Genomic DNA, 24,483 nt, shown 5'->3' on the forward strand with positions numbered 1-24,483 from the left:
AAGTAGCTAAAAGTTAAACAAAAAGCCTACTAAGGTTTATTATTTTATTAAAGAAAACAAGAAAACCAAAAATCACCATTATAGCTCCACTTATTTTAGGAATAAAGATGAGAAATTTTCTGGATTTTTTTATAAATTTTCTAAAATAATTAATAAATAAGGCTGTAACAATAAATGGAATAGCCATCCCTATAGAGTAAATTAGAAGTAACAATATTCCTTTTAACATAGTTTCAGAACTTCCAGCAAATATTAATATAGATGCAAGAATTGGCCCAAAACAAGGGGTCCAACCAGCAGCAAAAGCCATTCCAACTAAAATTGAACTAAACCAACTAGTAGCTACTCTTGGTTCAGATACTTTTTTTTCAATTTGTAGAAAATTAAATTTGATAATGCCCATCATATTTAATCCAAAAATTATAATTAATAGACCACTTATTTTTGAAAAAATTGATTTGTTTTGTACAAATATCTTTCCAATAAAAGTTGCAGTGGCGCCCATTAATATAAATATAATTGTAAAACCGATAACAAATCCTATTGTTCTAGTTAAAACTATTTTTTTTTGGTTCAATAACTGGCTTTCTATAGTGCTTTCAGTAATATACATGAAATAAACTGGAATCAAGGGAAGTATACAGGGAGAAAAAAAAGACAAGATACCAGCACCAAAAGCTACCCAAAAAGAAACGTTTGTTGCAAACATAAAAATTCTCCTTTCATAAGTAGGTTGGAACAATTTGATGATAATGTGACAACAATATTGTACAAAATAAAGCAGCTAAATTTTAGCAGTGTAATATTATAGAATTCTAAAGTTGAGTTTAGTATTATTAGCAATAAATTTTGTAATCATATAGATTATTATACCACATAATTAATAAAGTATATCATTTAATAATTAATATTTTTGTTTTTTAGCGTTTTGGTGGGGACAGGTACAGAAGACAAATCTTTTGTACCTGTCCCCGGTTATAGGGATCTTTATCGGTTATAGGGATCTTTATAAGATAAGCATAAATCAAAGTTAATTAGATTAAATTAAATAATTGATCATTCACGGGTGTAAAAGAACATCTAATATTTTATGGATTGAAGGTTTATTTTCAATTGAGATTTTATTATTTAAAGAAATATTTACAGGTAAGGAAGGTTCTTTACAAAGTTATAAAAATCTTCATAATTACCTTTGTAATCGAATTTTATTTCACTAGTATCTCTGTTAATTATATGATTTTCAATTAGATAGGTTTTAATACCTAGTTCACTGGCTATGAGGTCTTCTTGAACATCATTTCCAACCATTAAACATTCTTTTGGAGATTTGTGTAAATCGTTCAAAATTTCTTTGTAAAAATTTAAACTTGGTTTAGTAAAACAATTTTTTTCATAAGAAGATATGTACATAAAGTCATTGGGGTCAAGTTTAGCCCAATTAATTCTATGAAGGATAGCTTTTAAGGGGAAGAGTGGGTTAGTTGCTATGGCTAAGGTATATCCTTTTTCTTTTAATATTTTTATCATTTCAGGTACTAATTTATTATCAAAAATCGAAGCTTTTGTTTTTAGAAATGCTGAATCGTAGAAAGAATCAAATTTTTCATTGTAAAATTCTAAATCTTCTGAAATTCTATTGGAAAAATCACACATAAAAACTTCTTTATTAGTTTTAGTTTCAGTATTTTCTAAAATAGCTTTTGTAGATGATAATAAATTTTGAATAAAAATATCCCCATCGGTAAATTCATTAAAATAAGCCTTAATTTCTTTAAAATATATTTCCATAAAAACATCAGTATTCATAGGAAGTAAAGTTCCATCTAAATCAAATAAAATTGTATTCATTAGTATCTCCTTCATTTTTATTTTTTTGGGTGGGAATTATATATGTATACAATACTATAATATTTTAACATATTATTGTTATTAAGAAATAGTGTTAAAGAAAGTATTAAAATTAAAAATGAGGGGACAAAAAATGAGGGGACAGGTATAGTTAAATGGGATAAGCAATCAGTTAAAAGTTTAAAGGACAAGTTTAAGGGACAGGTATAATAAAAGAAACTTGTCCCGTGATAAGATTTATAGTTGTCATGGTATAGAAAATAGGGATAGTATAAGTATTATGGGTATTGTTTAGGGGTTATAGTTAAATCTAAGTTTTGAAGGGCATTGCTATTAAGTTTTGACCCTATAGTAAAATTAATTATTTTTTTTATTATTTCTTCTTTTTTATCCTTAGATAGTATATGAACGTTTAAATTTTTTGATATAAATAATAAATCTTTTTTCAAAAATGAATTCTCATTGAATAATTTATATGCCTCACTTAGATTTTCACATTTCTTTAAATCATTTATGAAAGATAAGTTTTTTGATGGGTTTGGCGATAAGTTTTTATTTATATTATCTGATGATAATGATTTTTTTGAGCTTGTTGCATTAAATTTTTTGGAATTTTTGGATATAGTTTTGTGAGAATCAAATGTTTTAGTTAGTGATAGAGTGCATTTATTTTGTAGTAAGAGTTTAAATTCTTCATCAGAAATATTATCAAGGAATTCTTCTAATATCTTAAATATACACGATAAATCTGTTTTATTACTCAAATTAATCACCTACTTTTTCTATAAATTCTTTTACAAAATTTGTTAGCTCTTTATTAACAGAACGTGATGTTGCATTTGTTGGTTTTACTAATATAACAGGTATTTTTTCGCTAGGAGCCATACAAAACAGGGTATTACTTTCCCTTATTTTACTGTTAAAAACAGGAATAGCTTTTGAACGAATTTGATCTTCAAACTGTTTTTGTGCTGATATTAAATCATTTTTTTTTATTGTGACCATGTTAAAAATTACACCTAAAAAGCTTGGATTTACACTAGTATAATTATTATCAGTAAAGGATGCATAATTATTATAGGTGCTTAACAAATTATCTGTATGTTTTTTTAATTGTTCAATACCAAGAGTTGAAAGAAAATCCGGTTTTGCAGGAACTAAAAAATAATCGCTACAAATCAAAGAATTTTTTGTTACAATATTAAAATTCGGGGGACAGTCTATTAAAATAAAATCATATTTTCCCTCTAAAGATTTAATACCATTTTTCAACATTGAATGAACTTTCAAGAAATTATTTCTTTGTTGGCGTTCAGATGCACCTCCTAACATGACAGCTAGTTCAAGATCAATATTAATAAGTGCTAAATGTGAAGAAATTAAGTCTAAGTTTTTGCTGACATGCTTGTTTACTTCATATGGTTTTATTATAAATTTTGATAATTCTATAGGATCATTTTCATCTATGCATTTGTTAAACCAGGTTTTTATGGTTTTTTTAGATTCATATTTTTGATGCCATTTGGAAACATCTAAAAATGAAAAAGTTAGGTTTGATTGAGGATCCAAGTCAATTGCTAAAACCTTATTCTTGTTTTTAGATAATTCGGCAGCTAAGTTAGAGGTTATAGTTGTTTTACCAACACCACCTTTATAATTTATTATAGATATAACTTTCATTAATAGGCCTCCAATTATAAATTCTACTTAAAATTATTTATATGATAATCTATTTGATACTAGAATAAATAAATTTAGATTCATATTGATTGAATTGATATTGATTCAATTAATATGAAGGGACAGTTCTTTAAAATAGTCCTTTAAAGGATTTAAAAAACAGTAGCTCTTAAAAAGCTATAAACAATACGCATATGTAAAAAAAATACAAAAATACAAAATATAGTTTGAAAAAACTCAAAATTGATATATAATATATATAGAAGTAGAAAAGGTGTATTTAAAATTTTATCTTCCGGGGATTGATTTTAAATTTATATCTTTTAAGTGTTCAAAAATGCTTGTGTTAATTATTGATGTTTTAACTTGTTAAAATAGACAATCATTGAAGTATAAAAAAGAAGACATATAATAATAAGTTGTTAAGTGCTAGAAATAATTACTTAAGAAATTTGAACTTATTATTGGAAATGTATTTTTACAAGTTAATGTAACCTCTATATGATGAATGAATCATATTTGTAAACCACACTGTTACTATAACTATAGGAAATGACACAATATATTATAAGTTCTTATTGGGAAATATTAAAAATAATTAGTTTAAAAGTATTTGTTATAAATTTAGAAAAAAGTTCATTGTTAGTCAAAGCATAAAATCTAAATAACAAATGTGATCAACAGAGGCAAAGACAAACATGATGTATATAAAATTGTTGGTGATACTTATTTATTTAAAAACTTATTTATTTCATTTGATAGTGTATTAATTATAGGATAGTTGACAATTAAGTGATGCATTAATATTTATATGCTATTTTAATGGCACATACAAAATCCAGTGAAATATATGTACATTTTTTCATTAATATTTTGATAAGTATGTAAAAGTCCTATTATATAGGGCTTTTATTGTTTTAGATTATATAATAGTGGCTAATTTGCATTTATATGTAATCAGGAGTATTATAATAAGTGACAAAAATAATAAGCATTTTTAGAGATATACTACAAGTAGAGGGGGAAAAGTAAGTATGTTCTTAGAAATGAGAAGAAAAGAAAAAGAAATTACCAAAGATAAATGTGAAGAAATATTATATAAAGGTGAATATGGTGTTTTATCAACTATTGGATTGAATGGGTATCCTTATGGAACACCACTTAATTATGTTTATTTTGAAGGAAATATTTATTTTCATAGTGCAATAGATGGTCATAAATTAGAGAATATTAAAGAAAACAACAAGATTTGTTTTTCGGTTGTGGGGGATGTAGAGCTAATACCAGAAAAATTTACAACTAAGTATGAAAGTGTTGTTATATTTGGGGAAGCAACTGTAATTAAGGGGAAAGAAAAGGTTGATGCCTTACTTGCTTTAATTAAAAAATATTCAAATGATTACTTGATTGAAGGAGATAAATATATACTTAAAGATAGTAATGTTACAGAAGTGATAAGAATAAGTGTAGATCATATGACAGGTAAAGCGTCGAAATAAATAAAAAAATCTGTTTAATTATCATAATAAATATAAGATGTATACAACTTTTTTTGCAAGCAATAAGGACTGAATATAGTATAAGCTATTTTCAGTCCTAGTATATGTTTCGATTCATTATGGGGGGAATCAAAACTCTTATTGTCTAATTAATATATTAATTAGATAATGCTATTATATAATAAAATCAGGAATAATTCGAGCTTTGGCTACGTATACATTGAGAAAATTTAATCTAATTAAAAAAAATCGTCAAAAAACATAAAAAATATGAATCAAATATGTGAAAATATACAAGTATATTTTGTGAAAGTTATACATAATAACCTTAAAAAGTAGTTATTATTTTAAATTTCAAATATAAGTTTGATAAAACTATACTAAGATAAAATAATATGGAGGACATGTATGGATTATAAAGTAGTTAAATTTGAAGTATTTATACCAGAAGAATTTGTGGAAGAACTTAGAAATGAATTAAATAAAGTGCATGCTTTAACTGTAGATGGAATATATGATAATTGTATGGCGGTTTCTAAAGTAAAAGGATCTTGGAGACCTTTAGAAAATGCTAATCCTTATGAGGGTGTAATTGGTGAGATTTCGGAAGAAGAAGAATGTAAGGTAGAGTTTACTTGTAGATATGAAATTAGTAAAGAGGCGATTAAAGTAATTAAAAGAGTACATCCTTATGAAACACCGGTTATAAATATATTACCCAACTTGATTTTTGATATATAGGATTCCATCTTAAAAATTAACTTATACCTATTATTTATTCATTCATTTGATAGTTAGTTTTAAAAATAATTGAAATGTGTGATGATAAAATATATAAAATGTGATAAAATTAAAATAACGTAAGCGCTTACTCTTAATTATAAGATTAATTTGTAAGAGTTAAGCTAGAGTTAATATATATTAGGAGAGATCTCCATGAAGATAACAATTAGCGATGTTGCATTAAAGGCAGGGGTATCAGTAGCTACGGTATCAAGAGTTGTGAATAATCAAGTAGGATATTCAGAGAAAACTAAAGAAAAAGTTCTTAAAGTAATAGAAGAGTTAAATTATACGCCTAATGCAATTGCAAGGGGACTTGCTAGTAATAGCAGTTCTACAATAGGAGTATTAGTACCATATATACCAACAAATATTGTTTCAACTATTATAAAAGGATTAGAAACTTCGGCTAGCGACAAAGGATATAGTATTATAATTTCTAATACTGGGATTGATGGTGAAAGAACAGGTAAATGTTTGGGGCTTATGAGTGAAAAAAGAGTTGATGGCATAATTATAGTTAGTGAGCCTATTCATGATGAATACTATAAAATTTTAGAATTAATGAATATACCTGCAATACTAGTATCAACTCTTTCATATAAATATGAAGTGCCATTTGTAAAGGTAAATGATGAAAAAGCGGCTTATGATGCTGTACAATATTTGATTAGTAAAAATCATCGAAACATTGCAATGATAAGTGGTTGTGAGGATGATTTAATAGCTGGAAAACCAAGACTTGAAGGATATATTAATGCTTTGACTGAAAATAATATTAATATAAATAAAAGATTGATAAAGTATGGAGATTTTTCCTACAAAAGTGGCAAAACATGCATGGAAGAGCTAATTTCACAAGAAAGAAATAATTTTACTGCTGTTTTTGCAGCAAGTGATGATATGGCTATTGGTGCATTGAAGGCGGCGTACTATAATAATATTAAAGTACCTGAAGATGTTTCAATTATGGGATATGATAATACTCAAATTTCTGAGATGGTAACACCAGCATTAACAGTGATTTCTCAACCCTTTGAGGAAATGGGTAAAGTTGCAGCTAGTAATTTGATTAAAATTATAGAGAAAAGTAATGTAGTTAAAAACACTATTTTAAAGCATGAAATTATTGAAAGAGAGTCAGTTGAAAAGTTAATATAGCTTTTTAACTTTTGTTTTGAATTTAACGTAAGCGCTTACTCTGGATAATAAAAGATAGACTCGAATAAGCAAATAAGTAAATAAATAAGCAATTAATTAGTAAATCAATTAATTAGTAAATCAATTAATTAGTAAATCAATTAATTAATAAGTCAATTGCGAAAGTAAACTGAAGAAGTAAATTAAGAAATTAATCAAGGAATTAATTAACATTAATAAAAGGAGAGAGTAGAAATGAAAAAGGCCTGGTGGAAAGAAAGTGTGGTATATCAAATTTATCCAAGAAGTTTTATGGATTCAAATGGTGATGGAGTTGGAGATTTAAAAGGAATAATTCAAAAATTAGATTATTTAAAAAATTTAGGGATTGATATTATATGGATAAGCCCTATTTATAAATCACCAAATGACGATAATGGGTATGATATAAGTGATTATAGAGATATAATGGATGATTTTGGAACTATGGATGATTTTCATCAGTTACTTAAAGAAGCTCATGATAGAGGTTTAAAAATAATGATGGATCTAGTTGTAAATCATAGTTCGGACGAGCATTATTGGTTTAAAGAAAGTAGAAAATCAAAAGATAATCCATATAGAGATTATTATATTTGGAAAAAAGGTAAAGACAGTTTAATAGATGAATTATATCAAAAAGAATATATATATGAAGAAAAACAGTTAAGTAAGGGGATAGAGCTTGAGCCACCAACTAATTGGGAAGCTTGTTTTAGTGGTTCCGCATGGCAGTACGATGAAGCAACAAAAGAATATTATTTGCACTTATTTTCAAAAAAGCAACCAGATTTAAATTGGGAGAATGAAAAATTAAGAAAAGAAGTTTATGATATGATGCACTTTTGGTTAAAAAAAGGTGTTGATGGATTTAGGATGGATGTAATAACTTTTATTTCAAAAGACCAATCTTATGGAGAAGGAATTATTAGAGAAGGGAAAAAATACGGGGACGGGTCCCGGTTTTATGTATCAGGACCAAGGGTGCATGAATTCTTAAGAGAAATGAATGAAGAAGTCCTAAGTAAATACAATTTGGTAACAGTAGGGGAAGCTCCAGGAGTGGGTGTAGAGGATGCATACAATTATGTTGGAGAAGATAGAGAAGAATTAAATATGCTTTTTCAGTTTGAGCATGTGGAAATTGGCGGTGGTGAAAAAGGTAAATGGAGCAATAAACCTTGGAAACTAAGTGAATTAAAAGGAATTCTTACAAAGTGGCAAAAGGGCTTAGAGAATAAAGGTTGGAATAGCTTGTACTGGAACAATCATGATCAACCACGTGCAGTTTCAAGGTTTGGTAATGATAAAGAATTTAGAATAGAAAGTGCAAAAATGTTAGGGACATGTCTTCACATGATGCAGGGAACTCCTTATATTTATCAAGGAGAAGAATTGGGAATGACAAATGTAGCTTTTGAATCTATTGAAGATTATAAAGACATCGAAATTATTAATTATTATAATGAAGAAATTAATAATTATGGATCGGATGCTAAAGATATTTTAAAGTCTATATATGCTAGAGGACGTGATAATGCGCGTACTCCAATGCAGTGGGATGATAGTGAAAATGCAGGGTTTACTAAGGGAAATCCTTGGATTAATATTAATGAAAATTATAAAGAAATTAATAGTAAAGAATCATTAAATAATCAAGATTCTATATATTATTATTATCAAAAACTTATCAAATTAAGAAAAGAAAATAAAATAATTGTATATGGGAGTTATGATTTGATTTTACCAGAACACGAGAAGATTTTTGCATTTACAAGAACTTTTGAAAACCAAAAACTTGTTGTTGTTTGCAATTTTTCATGTGAGCAAGTGGAATTTGAATTACCAGAAAATATTAATTATAAAGAAAAGAATTTATTAATACAAAATTATAATGCAAACAAAGAAAAAGAAAAAGAAAAAGATAAAGATAATGGTAATGGTGAAAATCAAGATTGTATAGAAAAATTTGAACTTAAACCTTATGAGGCAAGAGTGTATATTTTAGAAATTTAAAATAACCGGGGACAGGACCTATCATTTCATAGAATGATAGGTCCTGTCCCCACTAAATTCATTAGAAATTTACCTAGTAACTAACAATTTTTATGTTATTATGTTATTATAGTCATAATGAAATATGGTGTTTAAGATACTTAAATAAATTTTAATAAATTTAAATAAATTCACACAAAGGAGAATAAATTATGAGAGACAATTTAATAAGTATAGTAATAATGATAGTATCATTCTTTACATTTAGAAGTATATATAGAAAGTTTAGGGTTAAAGAAAGAATAAATAAAAAGATAAAATTAGATACTTCTTTTAAAGTTTTAAACTTTAATGCAATAGTTATAATAGTGCTATTTTTAGTTGGTATGTTAATTAGTTATTTGCTAGGAGTTTCATTGGAGGGACCATATAGAATATATTCGTCAATATTATTGGGATTGTTGGTTACTAATCAACAAGAGTTAGAAATAAAAAATGACAAGAAAAAGGGAAAAATTTAATAGAATAAAGCGAAAAGAAAATATAAATAATAATTTACAATTCATTTAAAAAATAGTATAATAATATAAAATATTAATATTTAACAAATAGAGCAGGCGATACATTTATATTTAATGTGTGGGGCTGGGCCAGCAATTACTGGCAGCAGGGAAAATACCTGTGGGACTATAATCTAAAAAATTATGGTGCCACAGGTATTTTTTTATAAAAATTTTATATTAATAAACCGAAGAATATTAAAAAAAAAAATTATTTTACAATTTTTGAGGAGGGTTTATTGTGGATAATGAATTATTGAGGTGTTCACAAGCAAAAAAAGTTACATGGGTAGGATTTTTAGTAAATTCATTTTTGACAGCTTTAAAACTATTTGCTGGATTTACAGGTAATAGTGGGGCAATGATTGCTGATGGTGTTCATTCATTATCAGATTTTCTTACGGATATAGTAGTGTTGGTGGGTTTTAACTTTATAGAGAAACCAGAGGATGAGGACCATAATTATGGTCATGGCAAATATGAGACTTTTGCAACAATAATAATAAGTATATTCTTATTAATAGTAGGTGTAGGTATATTTAAGACAGGTTTTGAGAAAATAATAAGCATAATAAATGGTAGTGAATTATCTAGACCAGGGGTTAGGGCTTTATTTGCAGCAATGATATCAATTATAAGTAAAGAATTATTATATCGATATACAATTAGAATAGGTAAAGATATTAATAGTTCCGCTGTTATTGCAAATGGTTGGCATCATAGATCGGATGCATTTTCTTCCGTAGGAACACTTTTGGGAATAGGTGGTGCACTGATTTTAGGACACAAATGGATCATACTAGACCCTTTGGCTTCGATTATTGTTAGTTTATTTATTTTTAAAGTAGCTGCTGAGATATTTGCACCGGCTATGAATGAACTTATGGAGAAATCTTTGGAAGAAGATGAGAAAAAACAGATTATAGAAATTATTAGTGAATGTGACGAAATTGAAAGCTATCATCAGTTAAGGACGAGAAAAATAGGTTGCAAGGTGGCTATAGAATTTCATATTTTAGTTAATGCAAATATTAATATTGCAGAGGCTCATGGAATTGCTACCAAAGTGGAAAATAAGATAAAAGATATTTTTGGGAGATTAAGTATTGTAACAATTCATATAGAACCATATTTGGATAGTGAAATTATAAAATATGTATAGGTATTTTATAAAGTGTCCGTGTGAAAGTTGAGTTATTAACAAAGCACTAGGGGCAGGTTGTCCAATACCATGATTATTAACGCTTTTGCATCTAATAATCATGTAGATGTCATAATTGCAATGGGGTTTGCTATTATGGGAGGGACTTTGGCAGGAACGGTAGGGTCTTCTTTAACAAAAATTATTAGAAAAAAGCATACAACTAAGAGTGAAGTAGAAGACAACTTGTTTTAGATACTGAACAGAATTAATATATATGAGAGAGAAAGGAAATGGTATTTTTAAGAAGAATATAGTATGATAGATATAATAATTTACAAATGTTTAAAGGAGCATACTATGCTATTAAATAGAAATGATGTTCAAAAGATTGTTAATCGGGTAGTTAGTATTCTAGGAAAAAATATTAATATAATGGATCAAAATGGCATAATTATTGGGTCAGGAGATGAGCTTAGAGTAAATGATTATCATGAGGCTGCTAAAATTTCGGCTCAGGAAAAAAGAGAAATAATTGTTACTGAGGAAAATAAAAATTTATACAAAGGGAGCCAACCAGGAGTAAATATTCCTATTTATCACAATAATCAGGTTCAAGGGGTAGTAGGTATTACTGGAGAAAAGGCTGAAACACAAGGGTATGGACAATTGGTAAAAGAATTAGTGGAATTAATGATAAGTGAAATTGAGCAAAAGAAAACAGAACAATTTAAAGTGAGGGCTATGGAAGAATTTGCAAAGGAATTAATAAAAGAGAATTCTGAAGAAGATGTTGAGATTTTAAAGTGGCGAGCTCAGTTAGTAGGTTTTGATTTAAAGCAAGAAAGAAGAGTAATATTATGCGATATAATAAATTTTAAAGAAGCTATAGAAGACTTGAAATCCAAAGATTCATTGGAATCCTTGGATTCTTTTAAAATTGATATAAAAGAGGAACAGAAAAAAACTTTAGTAATGCCACAAGATACTTTGGAGATAAAAATTCAAAAGCTAAAGCAAAAGGTAATTGAGTTAATTCAAAGTTTAAGTAATAGAAAATTTGATTTAGTATTTAATTTATATCAAGATAGATTTGTAATTTTAACATCAAGTAAGGAGAATCCACTGGAATATTGTGAAAGAATTAGAAATAAAGTAATGAAAAACACAAAATTAGATTTGGTTATGGGTATAGGAGATAAATGTTCCCATATTAATGAATATAATAAATCATTTAATCTGGGAATAAGCTTATTAAGAGTAGGGACAGGTACTGATTATTTCCTTGAATCTAGTCTTAAACTTGATAAAAAAATATTTGGTTATAATGATTACAGTATGTATCTTTTATATGAAAATATTGCAAAAACAACAAAAGATATTTATCTTAAAGAGTATAGAAAATTATTCTATGACATGACCAATAATACTAGCATAAAGGAATTACTTGCCACAGTTAAAGTATATTTTTTGAATGATATGAGTATAAAAATAACCAGTGATAAAATGTTTATACATAGAAATACTATAATATACAGATTTAAAAAATTAAAAGATAATTATGATATAGATGTAACGAATTCGTATGAGTGTATGAAACTTTATACTGGGATTATTATATATGAACTTGAACAATTACAGCAAAATTAGTTATGGTGCACAAAGTATATTAAAACACACAGGGATTTCTTGTGTGTTTTATATATTTTATAAACAAATCTTAGGGAGTATAATATAATTATAAAGTATTATATTTTAATTTTAATATTGAATTGAAACATGAAGGTTGAAAACATAATAAAGGATAAGAATAAAAACTCAAAGTGTGAATAAAAATAACTTAAAAATATATGAGGAGTGATATAAATGAAGTTTGTTATAGCACCAGATTCATTTAAAGGAAGTTTAACAGCAGAAGAGGTGGCAGAGTCCATTAAAAAAGGAGTACAAAAGGTTTTTCCAGATTCGGAAATTATAACAATACCTATGGCCGACGGTGGAGAGGGAACTGTGCAGTCTTTGGTGGATTATACTAAAGGACATATTAAAAAACTTATAGTTAAGGATCCTTTATTTAGAGATGTGGAGGCATTTTACGGGATTTTAGGTGATAAACAAACTGCTGTTATAGAAATGGCTGCGGGGTCAGGTCTTCCACTTTTAACAAAAGCAGAAAGAAATCCTATGAAAACTACAACTTATGGAACGGGACAAATAATAAAAGATGCATTAGATATGGGGTGCAGAGATTTTATAATAGGAATTGGGGGAAGTGCTACTAATGATGGAGGAGCTGGAATAGTTCAATGTCTAGGGGGTAGTTTTAAAACAAAGGATGGCAATGAAATTCCCTTTGGTGGAGAAGGTTTGGAATTTATAGATTCTATAGATTTATCTAATTTTGATGAAAGAATAAAGGAGTGTAAAATTACAGTAGCTTGTGATGTGGATAATCCTTTGATTGGTAAGAAAGGAGCCTCTGTAGTATTTGGACCGCAAAAGGGTGCTAATAAAGAGATGGTTAAAAAGTTAGATGAAAACTTAGAACATTATGCTGATAAGATTATGGAGTTTAATGAAATAGAAATCAAAAATTATCCAGGGGCTGGAGCAGCAGGTGGACTTGGTGGAGGATTATTGGCATTTTTCAATGCTAAATTAGAAAAGGGAATTGATATAGTTATAAAAACTGTAAATTTAGATACAGCTATAAAAGATGCGGATTATGTGTTTACTGGAGAAGGAATGATGGATTTCCAAACACAATTTGGTAAAACACCTTACGGAGTAGCTAAAACTGCTTTAAAATATAATATTCCGGTAATAGGAATAGCGGGTGGGCTAGGAAAAGATTATATGGAATTATTAGATAAAGGATTTAATTCAGTGTTTTCTATTACTGACAGGCCTATGACATTAGAGGAAGCCATTTTAAATTCTCATGTATTGGTAGAGAATACAGCAGAGAGAATTGCAAGAATGTTGAAAATTATAAAATAATAAATTAAAGAGATTCCTTTTTACAGTTTGAAAACTATAAAAAGGAGTCTCTTTTTTTAGCTATGATTAAAAATATGCATAAGGGCATTTAAAAAATACACAAACAACAATAATAAAATCAAAAATATTACAAATTTTAGAAAAGTATGGTATAATTGCAAATATAAAAAGGAATAAAATGTAATAAAAAATATATATAATATCATGGAGGGATACTAATGCAAAAGGATGATAGACTAGATTTAAGGGACTATTTACATATTATAAAGAAAAAAATAATGGTAATTATCACAATAACATTTTTAACAACATTAATAGGGGGTATTTATAGTTTTTATGTTTTAAAGCCTACATATTATTCAAGTATGAGTGTTATTATTGGTAAAACAGTGAGTGTTGACGGTAATATATCTATGGATATAAATGATGTAACCATGTATGTTAAAGCTTTAGAAACTTATATACAAATTGCTAAATCAGAAGATGTTGCAGAAGGAGCTAGGGGAATTTTAGGAGATAGATATTCTTCGGGTCAACTTATGGGGATGTTATCTGTGGGAGCACAATCAAATACTCAAATCATGAATATAACAGTTCAAGCTGGGAATGAAGAGGAAGCGAAAGAAATAGTACTTGCTATTACTCAATCATTTAAAGAAAATGCTGAAAAACTTATCCCAAATGGAAACATAAAGATTTTTCAAAATCCAAGATCATTTCAAGATTCAGTAAATAAAATTAAAATAATTTTATATAGTTTTATATTAGGGTTATTAATATCAATTACATTAGTATTTCTTTTGGATTTTTTAGATAACACTATCAAGACTAAGGAAGAAGTAGAAAAATTCATCGGTTTACCTGTGATAGGATTAATACCTAAAATAACCGAAAAAGTGTATTTAATTGTAAAAAGCAATCCTAGTAGTATAGCAGCTGAAGGGTTTAGAACACTTAGGACAAACATTCAGTATTCTTCAATTGATAAAAAGATAAGAACAATAGTAGTTACAAGTGCAGGTCAAGGAGAAGGTAAAACACAAGTTTCTGGAAATCTTGCGTTGACTATGGCAAATTTAGAAAAAAAAACAATAATAATAGATTGTGATATGAGAAGGCCTAATGTGCATAGAAAATTTAGAATTTCTAATGAAATTGGATTATCAGATATATTAAGTGAACAAGCAGAGTTTGAAGAGGTTGTGCACAGCTATGATAAGCATCTTTGTGTGATTCCATCAGGACCAATGCCCCCCAATCCCGCAGAAATGTTAAATTCAATTAAAATGAAGTTTTTTATTGAAAAACTAAAAAATGATTTTGACTATATAATTTTAGATACCCCCCCAGTTATTCCGGTAACAGATGCACAGGTTATAGCTAATGAAGCAGATGGAGTTATTTTGGTAGTTGCCTCAAATGAAGCAGATAAGGATGCAGTAGTTAGAGCTAAAGAACTATTATTAAAGGTAAGAGCTAATATACTAGGTGTAGTTTTAAATAAGATTGAATTTAGTAAAGGAAAAGGATATTGGTATAATTATGAATACTATTATTCCTATGGTAGTAGTAATAAGCATAAAAATACAAAATCTAAAAGATTAAAGCAAAAATCAATATAATATATACAAAATAGTAGTATAAAAACAATTTATACTACTATTTTTATTTTACTGAAAAAAGTTTAATGTAAGTATTAAATTTTTTGAAAAAAAGTTCAACGAATGAAGTAAAGATTTATCAGTATATGTTTTAATATAGGATTAAACACAGCAAATACAAGATAATATGAGCAAATGATAGTATATATAAGTATATAAAAAATAATTCAACTGAATACCCCAAAAACACCGTATATGAGGTAAAATAAAACAATACAATAAATGTAAAAAAAATACAATGATGTTATACTTTGCTTAATGTTAAAATATGGAATAAGAGATTTGTAAATAAAAAATAAATAATATATATATATGATAACTATAGTATTTTTGTATGAAAAAATAAAAAAATTATTAAGGTCAGCAAATAGTAAAATGAATAAAATATAAAATTTATTAATGAGGGATGTGGACAAAATATGAAAAAATTATTTAATAAAATAAAAATCCGGCAGAAAAAAATTATATTGTTGATTTCTGACATTATTTTTGTGAACGTTGGATATTTATTTGTACTATTTTTATTTAATGAAAGATACAAAGGAATTTTTATAACAGCATTTTTAGTAACTAGTATTTATATATCCATATTCACATTATTTAGATTATACGACAGTTTATGGAAGGTTGCAGGTTCTTATGAGTTCTTTAATGTTATAAAAGCAAATTTATTATCATGGGGAATATTTTACGGTGTAAATTTTTATATGATGAATTCAAAGTTTGATTTTGTTATATATTTTATATTCTTTATTTTTACTTTGAGTTTAACTTTTTCTTTTAGAATATGTTATAGATTCTTAAGAAGATATATGATTTTTAGTTATGGCAATTCAAGTAATTGTTGCAAGGTTGAAAAAAGAGTAATGATAATAGGGGCAGGATATACAGGCAGCTTGATTATAAAAGAAATGCTATCAAACAAACAAGATGGTTATAACCCTGTAGTTATTATAGATGATGATAAAAGTAAATGGGGAAATTATATTAATAAAGTAAAAATAGTTGGTGGCAGAAATAAAATTATTCCAACAGCAATTAGTGAAAATATCGATGTTATTGTAATTGCCATAGCTAAAATTCAACAAACTAATAAAAAAAGCATTATAAATATTTGCAAAAATACTGGTTGTAAATTGAAGATAATACCTTCCTATAATGAAATTTTAAATGAAAAAGTATTTTTAAGCAAAATTAGAGATGTAAATGTTGAAGATTTATTGGGGAGAGATCCAGTACAACTAGATATGGAAAACATCAGTGATTATATTAAGGATAAAACAGTATTGGTTACTGGTGGCGGGGGTTCCATAGGTTCTGAAATATGTAGACAAGTTTCTAAATTTAAACCTAAAAAACTTTTAGTATTAGACATATACGAGAACAACGCTTATGACCTTCAAAATGAATTAAAGACAACTTATTCAGAACTAGATATGCAGGTAATTATAGCATCAGTTAGAGATAAAAACAGGTTGGAGAATATATTTGCCAAATATAGACCAGAAGTCGTTTTTCATGCAGCAGCGCATAAACATGTGCCATTAATGGAAGAAAATCCAGGTGAAGCTATCAAAAATAATATTTTTGGAACATTGAATACAGCAGAGTGTGCTGATAAATTTGGAGTTAAAAAATTTGTTTTGATATCTACTGATAAAGCAGTAAATCCTACAAATATAATGGGGGCAACAAAGCGTGTTTGTGAAATGATAGTACAATCAATGAATAATATAAGTGAAACAAGTTTTGTGGCGGTACGTTTTGGAAATGTATTAGGAAGTAACGGTTCAGTAATACCACTTTTTAAAAACCAAATTAGAAGTGGAGGACCAGTAACCTTAACTCACAAAGATATAATTAGATTCTTTATGACTATACCAGAAGCGGCACAGCTAGTACTTCAAGCAGGAGCATATGCCAATGGGGGAGAAATCTTTGTTTTAGATATGGGTCCGGCAGTTAAAATATATGATTTAGCATGTGATCTTATCAAGCTATCAGGACTTGAACCAAACAAAGATATAAAAATAGAAATTACAGGATTAAGACCTGGAGAAAAGCTTTATGAGGAATTATTAATGGATGGGGAACTAAATGGACAAACTAAACATAACAAAATATATATAGGTAAAGTAAGTAATACTGATTTCTATAGATTAAGAAATAAACTTAATAGGATTAGATTGATAATAAGCAACGAGGATGATGAACTCATATATGCTATTATGAAAGATTTAGTTCCAACATTTAATCCAAAATGTATGCAGATAAATAGTAATAATGAAGAATTTGATTTTGATTTAGAAGAAGGTAATGTAGCAGTTACTTTAGAATAATGTGAGATTGGAGTGGGTGTTATGGGAGAAAAAAGAATTTATTTAGCTTCCCCTCATATGGGCGGATGTGAAGAAAGTTTTGTAAAAAATGCATTTGAAACAAATTGGATTGCCCCTTTGGGGCCACATGTTGATGGTTTTGAGAAAGAAGTTGCGAGTTTAGTTGGAATAAAGTCTGCAGCTGCGTTATATTCTGGTACTGCTGCAATACATATGGCTTTAAAATACTTAAATGTTTCAAAAGGAGACATAGTATTTTGTTCCTCTTTAACATTTTCTGCTAGTTGTAATCCTATTATTTATGAAGGGGCTATACCAATTTTTATAGACTCAGAATTAAATAGTTGGAATATGTGTCCAGAAGCTTTAAGCCAAGCTTTTGAGGAATGTGAGAAAAACAATATTCTACCAAAAGCGGTTGTTGTAGTTAATTTATATGGACAAAGTGCTGATTTTGATAAGATAACAGAAATTTGTAATAAGTATAAAGTACCAATAATAGAAGATGCAGCTGAATCATTAGGTGCAAAATATAAAGGTAAATATAGCGGCACAATTGGAGAATTTGGAGTATATTCTTTTAATGGAAATAAAATAATAACTACCTCAGGAGGTGGAATGATAGTATCAAACAATGAAGTAGCTATTAAAAAGATAAAATTTTGGTCAACTCAAGCAAGGGATAGTGAAAGATATTATCAACATAGTGAACTTGGATATAATTATAGGTTGAGTAATGTATTAGCAGGGATAGGAAGAGGCCAACTTCAAGTTTTAAATCAAAGAATAAGTCAAAAGAAACACATATATGAAACTTATAGAAAACAATTTTCAGATATTGAAGAAATTGAAATGATGCCTATTGCAAAATATGGAGAACCTAATTACTGGCTTTCTGTAATCACATTAAAAGAATGGAGTAAAGTCAAACCAATAGATATAATTTTGGAACTAGAAAAAGAAAATATAGAAGCTAGATTAGTTTGGAAACCTATGCATTTACAACCGTATTATTATAAAAACAAGTTTTATTCAACTAAAAATCACAATGAGAGTATAGCAGAGGATATTTTTAATAGAGGAATTTGTCTACCTTCAGACACTAAAATGACAGAAGAAATATTGTTAAAAGTAATTCAAGTAATAAAGAATCAGTTTAATAGATAATTTTTATATCTTTTTTTAAGAAGTAAATAAAATATTGAGAGGAGGAAACTTTATTATTAAGAGATTAGTTGATTTAATGTTTAGCTTTATAGCTCTAGTTACATTTTCTCCATTATTCATAATAGTAGGAATTTTAGTATATGTAAAGTTTGGAGCCCCAATTATATTCTCTCAAAATAGAGTTGGGAAAAATGGAAATATTTTCAGAATGTATAAATTTAGAACTATGTTAAATTCCAAGAATAGTGAAGGGAATTTACTTTCTGATGAAGAAAGGCTAACTTCTTTTGGAAAATTTTTAAGAAGTACAAGTCTTGATGAATTACCAGAGCTGATAAATGTATTAAAAGGTGATATGAGTTTGATAGGACCTAGACCACTGTTGGTTGAATATATTCCATTGTATAGTGAAAAGCAATTTAAAAGACATGATGTGCTACCAGGTTTATCTGGGTGGGCTCAAATTAATGGTAGAAACACAATATCATGGAAGGAGAAATTTGAACTTGATATTTGGTATGTTGAAAATCAATCATTCGTATTGGATCTAAAGATTATGATGTTAACAATAAAAAAGGTATTTATAAGAGAAGGTATAGATCAAAGTTATGGGGTTACAATGGAAAAATTTAATGGGGTAAATTAAAAAGAGGTATTTAAATGAAAGATATATTGATTATTGGTGCAGGAGGAGTTGGAAAAGAGACAGCATGGATTATAGAACAAATTAATGAAGCGAAGAAAACGTGGAATATTATAGGTTTTATTGATGACAATCAGGAAATTCAACACAAAAATATTAATGGATACCAAGTTGTTGGAAGATGCGTTGATGTAAAAAGATATAAGGGAGCCAGGGTAGTATGCGCTATAGCTAACTATAAAGTAAAGAAACAAATTGTAAGTAGAGTACAAATTTATGGAAACGAGTTTGTGAATATAATTCATCCATCAGTATACATATTAAAATCTAATCATATAGGCCAAGGAAACATTATTTATCCAGGAGTTGTTTTAACAACAAATATTTCTATTGGAAATCATATAATTATAAGTCCTAAGTGTGGAATTGGACATGAGTCAAATATTAATGATTATAGCTCTATTCTTTGGAATGTAAATATCTCAGGGAATGTGACAATTGAAGAAGGATGTTTTATTGGAACAGGAGCAACTATTCTTCAAAACATTAATATTTGTAGAGAATCGATAATAGGTGCTGGGTCTGTAGTATTAAAGGATATAGAAGAAAAATGTGTTGTAGTTGGAGTTCCTGGTAAAGTGATTAAGAAAATTAATGTATAAATAATTTAGCACATATTAGGTTAATAATTCACAAGATATAGCTACATAATATACAGGAAGTTGCTACAACAAAAGCAGCGCTAGGGTAGGTGACGATTAAAATGAAAAAAATCTTATATGTCACAACAGTAAGTAGAACAATAAATGCTTTCCTTGTGCCGCATATAGAAATGTTACTAGATAACGGGTATCAGGTTGATTGTGCTTGTAATATAGACAAGCCTTTTAGTAGTAAGTTGGTAGATCGTGGAGTTAGGGTATTTGATGTTCCTTATCAAAGAACTCCCTTTAACATAAAAAATTTAAAAGCATTAAAGGAATTGCAAAAGTTACAGATAGAAAATCAATATGATATGATTCATGTCCATACACCGGTGGCATCTTTCTACACCAGATTATTAAAACGTAAATTCCAAAATGTAAAAATGGTTTATACCTGTCATGGGTTTCATTTCTATAAAGGGGCGCCACTCATTAATTGGGCATTATTCTACCCAGCAGAAAAATTAGCTGCTACATTGACAGACACATTAATTACTATTAATGAAGAAGATTATCAAAATGCTTTGAAACTAGGAATTAAAGCTAATAAGGTATTTAAAGTCCATGGGGTTGGTGTAGGTGAACTGGCTTTTACTGTGAAAGAAAGTAATATTAGAGAAGAATTAAATTTAGAGGATAGTGATTTTATAATTACTGTTGTTGCGGAATTAAATAAAAATAAGAATCATATACAAATAATTGATGCGATAAGAGAAATAAAGGATGAGTATAAGAATATAAAGGTTTTGTTTGTAGGTGACGGAAAATTAATAGGACATTTAAGGAATACTATAAGTAAATATGGTCTTGAAGATAATATTCATATATTAGGTTTTAGAAATGATGTACCAGATATAATTAAACACTCAGATGTTATAGGGTTATTTTCTAAGAGAGAGGGACTTCCAAGGTGTTTGATGGAAGGGATGATGTGTGGTAAACCATTAATTACTTCTAATAATAGAGGCACAAGAGAGTTGGTTATATCCAACAAGAATGGTTATTTGTTAAAAAATGATGATGTAAATATGACTAATAAGGCAATCATAAATTTATATAAAAACAAAGAAAATATAATTTGCATGGGAGAAAAGTCAAGAGAATTAGTGCAAAAGTACACATTGAAAAACGTTTTAAACCAACTAACTGAAATTTATCAAAGTATTTAAAAAGGATGGGAAAAATGGATAAACCTCTTAGAATTCTGCATGTTGTAGTGAATATGAATCGTGGTGGTGCCGAAACACTAATAATGAATCTTTATAGAAATATGGATCGTTCTAAGATTCAGTTTGATTTTTTAACATGTAAAGAAGGGGTTTTTGATAAGGAAATATTAGAAATGGGTGGAGCAATAAATAGAATCCCCTATGTGACAGATGTGGGTCATTTTGAATATATAAAGGCTCTAAATAAGTTTTTTGTTACTCATCCAGAGTATAAAATAGTTCATTCACATATGGATAAAATGAGTGGTTTTATACTTCGAGCCGCAAAAAAAGCTGGAGTTTCCATGCGTATAGCCCATAGTCACAATACTAGTAGCGAGGGAAGCATAGCTGCGAAAATGTACAAATGGTACTCAGGAATTTCTATTAATAAGGATGCAACGCAGTTTTTAGCATGTTCAAATGAGGCATCTAAATGGTTATTTGGGAAAAAATCAAGAAGTTCATTGGTGCTTAAAAATGGTATTGAGTTAGATGATTTTGGATTTTCGCATAAAGTTAGAAATAGTGAAAGAGAAAAAATGGGGTTGGATGAGAAAGCTCAAGTTATTGGCCATGTAGGACGTTTTTGCGAACAGAAAAACCATTCATTTATTATTGATATATTTGATGAGCTTTTAAAGATTAATCCCAATGCTGTACTTATTTTAGTAGGTGATGGACCATTACGAACAAAAATTGAAAGTAAGGTCACAGATATGGGATTAACTAATAGTGTTAAGTTTCTAGGGGTTCGCGGTAATGTAAATGAATTATTGCAAGCTTTTGATTCCTTTATATTCCCATCCTTACATGAGGGTTTGCCAGTGACACTAGTTGAGGCACAAGCATCAGGATTATCTTGTTTTATTTCCGAGGCAATTACACCAGAAGTAAATATGGAAACTGGGTTGATAAATTATTTGCCAATTAATGATAAATATCAGTGGGTTGAAAAAATAAATGCTATTGATAAAGATTTCCCTCGTGAGATAGCACACCATGCTTTAAATAAAAAGGGATACGATATAAAAAATACAGCTAAAGTCATTGAGAGACTTTATTTAGAAGGGTGAGGTGATTTATATGAAAAAGCTGACAGTTTTTACCCCAACTTATAACAGAGCATATTGTCTTAGTAAGTGTTATGAGAGTTTAAAAGAACAAACCTCAAAGGAATTTGTTTGGCTAATTATAGACGATGGGTCTACTGATGACACAAAAGCATGGGTAAATGCTTGGATTTTAGAAAATCAGATACAAATAAGATATTATAAACAAGAAAATATGGGTATGCATGGAGCACATAATACTGCTTATGAACTCATTGATACTGAGTTAAATGTGTGTATTGATTCCGATGATTATATGCCAGTGGATGCTGTGGAAAAAATCATTTCATTTTGGCATAAATATGGCAATGATGATGTTAGCGGTATTATAGCATTAGATGCTTATACTAACGGTTGTATAATCGGGAGTAAATTACCAGAACAATTAAAAACTTCTACACTTTTTAATTTGTATTATAAGTATGGTGTTATAGGAGATAAAAAATTAGTTTACCGTACTGAGTTAGTAAAAAAATATCCTTATCCATTATTTAAAGATGAAAGATATGTTGGATTAGCTTATAAATACTATAAGCTTGATGAACAGTATGAAATGTTACTTATGAATGAAGTACTTTGTTTTGTAGAATATTTACCCGATGGTTCCTCTATGAATATGCTAAAGCAATATCGTAAAAATCCAAAGGGTTTTGCATTTTATCGTATAGAGCTTATGAAATTATCTTTTACAAATATATTATTTAAATTTAGACAGGCTGTACATTATGTGTCAAGTAGTTTGATCTCTAGAAATAAAAGATTTATTAAGGAATCGCCATACAAAGTTATAACAGCATTGGCAGTACCTTTTGGAATATTATTGTATTGTTATATCATGAAGAATACTGAAACAGCTTAGGTTTACTTTAAGATGACACTATGAAAATAGGAGACTAATAATGAAAATTATATATATAACATTAATTTCCGTATTTATATTTGCTTCATTATCAAGATTATTTAGTGAAAAATATAAGAGCTTAGCTAAGTTTTATTATATTCTTGCGTTAGTAATGTTAGTGGCGGTCGCAGGACTTAGAACAAATATTGGAGATACTGGAATGTATGCTCATTTTTATTATCTGGCTGATAGTACAGCAGTTTTTGATGGTGGTTACGAAAGTGGTTTTGTAATATTTATATTAATTTTGAAGAGTATTTCTATGAATCCTCAATTCATGATTTTTATGACATCTTTCATAACTCATTTCTTAAATATGTTAACCATGAAAGCATATTCTACATGTGTAGAATTAGCCACTTATTTATACATTGCGTCAGGATATTATATTGCAGCAATGAATGGCATAAGACAATCATTAGTAGCAGCAGTATTATTTGCATCAACAAAATTAATTATAGATGGTAAATTTAAAATATATTTACTAGTAGTGGTGTTAATGTCTACATTTCATTGCTCAGCTTTAATTATGATTCCCATTTATTTTATTGTGAGATTAGAAGCATGGTCACCAAAGATATATAAGATAATATTTATATTTGCTATTGGCATGATATTTTTTCAGCCACTTATGGACAGAATTTTTGGTTTATTACAAAATACGAAATATGGGCAGTATAGTGATTTTAATGAAGGTGGAGCGAATGTTCTTAGAGTACTAGTTTCAGCAGTGCCAGTGATATTAGCTTATATGAGAAAAAATGAGTTGAAAGAAAAGTTGCCGGAAAGTAATGTTTTGGTCAATATGACCCTTGTGAATTTTATAATAATGAGTTTTTCATTATACAATTGGATATTTGCAAGATTTATATATTATACGCAATTATATACATTTGTAATATTGGCAATAATTATCAAAAATTGCTCTGTAAATAAAGAAAAAAACTTTTTATATTATTTATGTGTAATATTTTACTTTGTTTTTTTCTATTATGATCACGTAATAACACTTGGCATTCAATATAGAAGTAATTATTTAAACTTTTAATAAGTAGGTGAGTAG

22 protein-coding genes and 1 riboswitch are annotated in these 24,483 nt (G+C 28.1%); of the genes, 18 read left to right on the plus strand and 4 right to left on the minus strand.

Going from position 1 to position 24,483, the window contains the following annotated elements; all coding sequences use genetic code 11:
- Window positions 1-13 precede the first annotated feature (13 nt).
- From BUB83_RS09775 to BUB83_RS09790, 4 genes are all read right to left on the minus strand, one after another.
- Window positions 14-709, minus strand: coding sequence for a cytochrome c biogenesis CcdA family protein (locus tag BUB83_RS09775; protein WP_073338283.1), 696 nt, complete (start codon window positions 707-709; stop codon window positions 14-16).
- Between the two features lie 431 nt (window positions 710-1,140).
- Window positions 1,141-1,848, minus strand: coding sequence for an HAD family hydrolase (locus BUB83_RS09780; protein WP_159434067.1), 708 nt, complete (start codon window positions 1,846-1,848; stop codon window positions 1,141-1,143).
- Window positions 1,849-2,126: 278 nt separating this feature from the next.
- A complete protein-coding gene (locus tag BUB83_RS09785; RefSeq protein WP_073338285.1) occupies window positions 2,127-2,612 on the minus strand; it encodes a hypothetical protein in 486 nt (161 codons plus the stop codon).
- Between the two features lies 1 nt (window position 2,613).
- Window positions 2,614-3,528, minus strand: coding sequence for a ParA family protein (locus BUB83_RS09790; RefSeq protein ID WP_073338286.1), 915 nt, complete (start codon window positions 3,526-3,528; stop codon window positions 2,614-2,616).
- 1,034 nt (window positions 3,529-4,562) lie between these two features.
- On the opposite strand from BUB83_RS09790, the gene BUB83_RS09795 reads away from it, so the two are divergent.
- From BUB83_RS09795 to BUB83_RS09880, 18 genes are all read left to right on the plus strand, one after another.
- A complete protein-coding gene (locus BUB83_RS09795) occupies window positions 4,563-5,027 on the plus strand; it encodes a pyridoxamine 5'-phosphate oxidase family protein (protein ID WP_073338287.1) in 465 nt (154 codons plus the stop codon).
- A gap of 408 nt (window positions 5,028-5,435) precedes the next feature.
- On the plus strand, window positions 5,436-5,768 hold the full coding sequence (locus BUB83_RS09800; RefSeq protein ID WP_073338288.1) for a YqfO family protein: 333 nt from the start codon (window positions 5,436-5,438) through the stop codon (window positions 5,766-5,768).
- Between the two features lie 195 nt (window positions 5,769-5,963).
- Entirely contained in the window at window positions 5,964-6,971 is a 1,008-nt protein-coding gene (locus BUB83_RS09805) for a LacI family DNA-binding transcriptional regulator (RefSeq protein ID WP_073338289.1), read from the plus strand.
- 234 nt (window positions 6,972-7,205) lie between these two features.
- The gene (locus BUB83_RS09810; protein ID WP_073338290.1) at window positions 7,206-9,005 is read left to right on the plus strand and encodes a glycoside hydrolase family 13 protein; all 1,800 of its coding nucleotides are present in this window, start codon (window positions 7,206-7,208) and stop codon (window positions 9,003-9,005) included.
- Window positions 9,006-9,196: 191 nt separating this feature from the next.
- On the plus strand, window positions 9,197-9,505 hold the full coding sequence (locus BUB83_RS09815; RefSeq protein WP_073338291.1) for a hypothetical protein: 309 nt from the start codon (window positions 9,197-9,199) through the stop codon (window positions 9,503-9,505).
- 78 nt (window positions 9,506-9,583) lie between these two features.
- Window positions 9,584-9,676, plus strand: a riboswitch (NiCo riboswitch).
- A 109-nt stretch (window positions 9,677-9,785) separates the two neighbouring features.
- Window positions 9,786-10,706 carry a cation diffusion facilitator family transporter gene (locus BUB83_RS09820; protein WP_143160514.1) on the plus strand — a complete coding sequence of 307 codons (921 nt, stop codon included), beginning with the start codon at window positions 9,786-9,788 and terminating at the stop codon, window positions 10,704-10,706.
- Window positions 10,707-10,775: 69 nt separating this feature from the next.
- On the plus strand, window positions 10,776-10,940 hold the full coding sequence (locus tag BUB83_RS21910; protein ID WP_159434068.1) for a hypothetical protein: 165 nt from the start codon (window positions 10,776-10,778) through the stop codon (window positions 10,938-10,940).
- A 63-nt stretch (window positions 10,941-11,003) separates the two neighbouring features.
- Window positions 11,004-12,335 (plus strand): CdaR family transcriptional regulator, encoded by a 1,332-nt coding sequence (locus BUB83_RS09825; protein WP_084133495.1) that lies wholly within the window; start codon window positions 11,004-11,006, stop codon window positions 12,333-12,335.
- A gap of 216 nt (window positions 12,336-12,551) precedes the next feature.
- Window positions 12,552-13,685, plus strand: coding sequence for a glycerate kinase (locus BUB83_RS09830; protein ID WP_073338293.1), 1,134 nt, complete (start codon window positions 12,552-12,554; stop codon window positions 13,683-13,685).
- Between the two features lie 218 nt (window positions 13,686-13,903).
- Window positions 13,904-15,307: a tyrosine-protein kinase domain-containing protein gene (locus tag BUB83_RS21275; RefSeq protein WP_084133496.1), complete on the plus strand. Its 1,404-nt coding sequence runs from the start codon at window positions 13,904-13,906 to the stop codon at window positions 15,305-15,307.
- A gap of 458 nt (window positions 15,308-15,765) precedes the next feature.
- Window positions 15,766-17,685 (plus strand): polysaccharide biosynthesis protein, encoded by a 1,920-nt coding sequence (locus BUB83_RS09845; protein WP_143160515.1) that lies wholly within the window; start codon window positions 15,766-15,768, stop codon window positions 17,683-17,685.
- A 21-nt stretch (window positions 17,686-17,706) separates the two neighbouring features.
- Window positions 17,707-18,852, plus strand: coding sequence for a DegT/DnrJ/EryC1/StrS family aminotransferase (locus tag BUB83_RS09850; protein ID WP_073338294.1), 1,146 nt, complete (start codon window positions 17,707-17,709; stop codon window positions 18,850-18,852).
- 31 nt (window positions 18,853-18,883) lie between these two features.
- Window positions 18,884-19,498, plus strand: a complete 615-nt coding sequence (locus BUB83_RS09855) for a sugar transferase (protein WP_423231142.1) — start codon at window positions 18,884-18,886, stop codon at window positions 19,496-19,498.
- 14 nt (window positions 19,499-19,512) lie between these two features.
- Window positions 19,513-20,157 (plus strand): acetyltransferase, encoded by a 645-nt coding sequence (locus BUB83_RS09860; protein ID WP_073338295.1) that lies wholly within the window; start codon window positions 19,513-19,515, stop codon window positions 20,155-20,157.
- A gap of 101 nt (window positions 20,158-20,258) precedes the next feature.
- Complete coding sequence (locus tag BUB83_RS09865; RefSeq protein WP_073338296.1) at window positions 20,259-21,368, plus strand: glycosyltransferase family 4 protein; 1,110 nt, start codon at window positions 20,259-20,261, stop codon at window positions 21,366-21,368.
- A 14-nt stretch (window positions 21,369-21,382) separates the two neighbouring features.
- Window positions 21,383-22,483: a glycosyltransferase family 1 protein gene (locus BUB83_RS09870; protein WP_073338297.1), complete on the plus strand. Its 1,101-nt coding sequence runs from the start codon at window positions 21,383-21,385 to the stop codon at window positions 22,481-22,483.
- A 10-nt stretch (window positions 22,484-22,493) separates the two neighbouring features.
- Window positions 22,494-23,378, plus strand: coding sequence for a glycosyltransferase family 2 protein (locus tag BUB83_RS09875; RefSeq protein WP_073338298.1), 885 nt, complete (start codon window positions 22,494-22,496; stop codon window positions 23,376-23,378).
- Window positions 23,379-23,418: 40 nt separating this feature from the next.
- Window positions 23,419-24,468, plus strand: coding sequence for an EpsG family protein (locus tag BUB83_RS09880; RefSeq protein WP_073338299.1), 1,050 nt, complete (start codon window positions 23,419-23,421; stop codon window positions 24,466-24,468).
- Window positions 24,469-24,483 lie beyond the last annotated feature (15 nt).

It is taken from the genome of Clostridium grantii DSM 8605 (genome assembly GCF_900129965.1).
Classification (GTDB): Bacteria; Bacillota; Clostridia; order Clostridiales; family Clostridiaceae; genus Clostridium_AF; species Clostridium_AF grantii.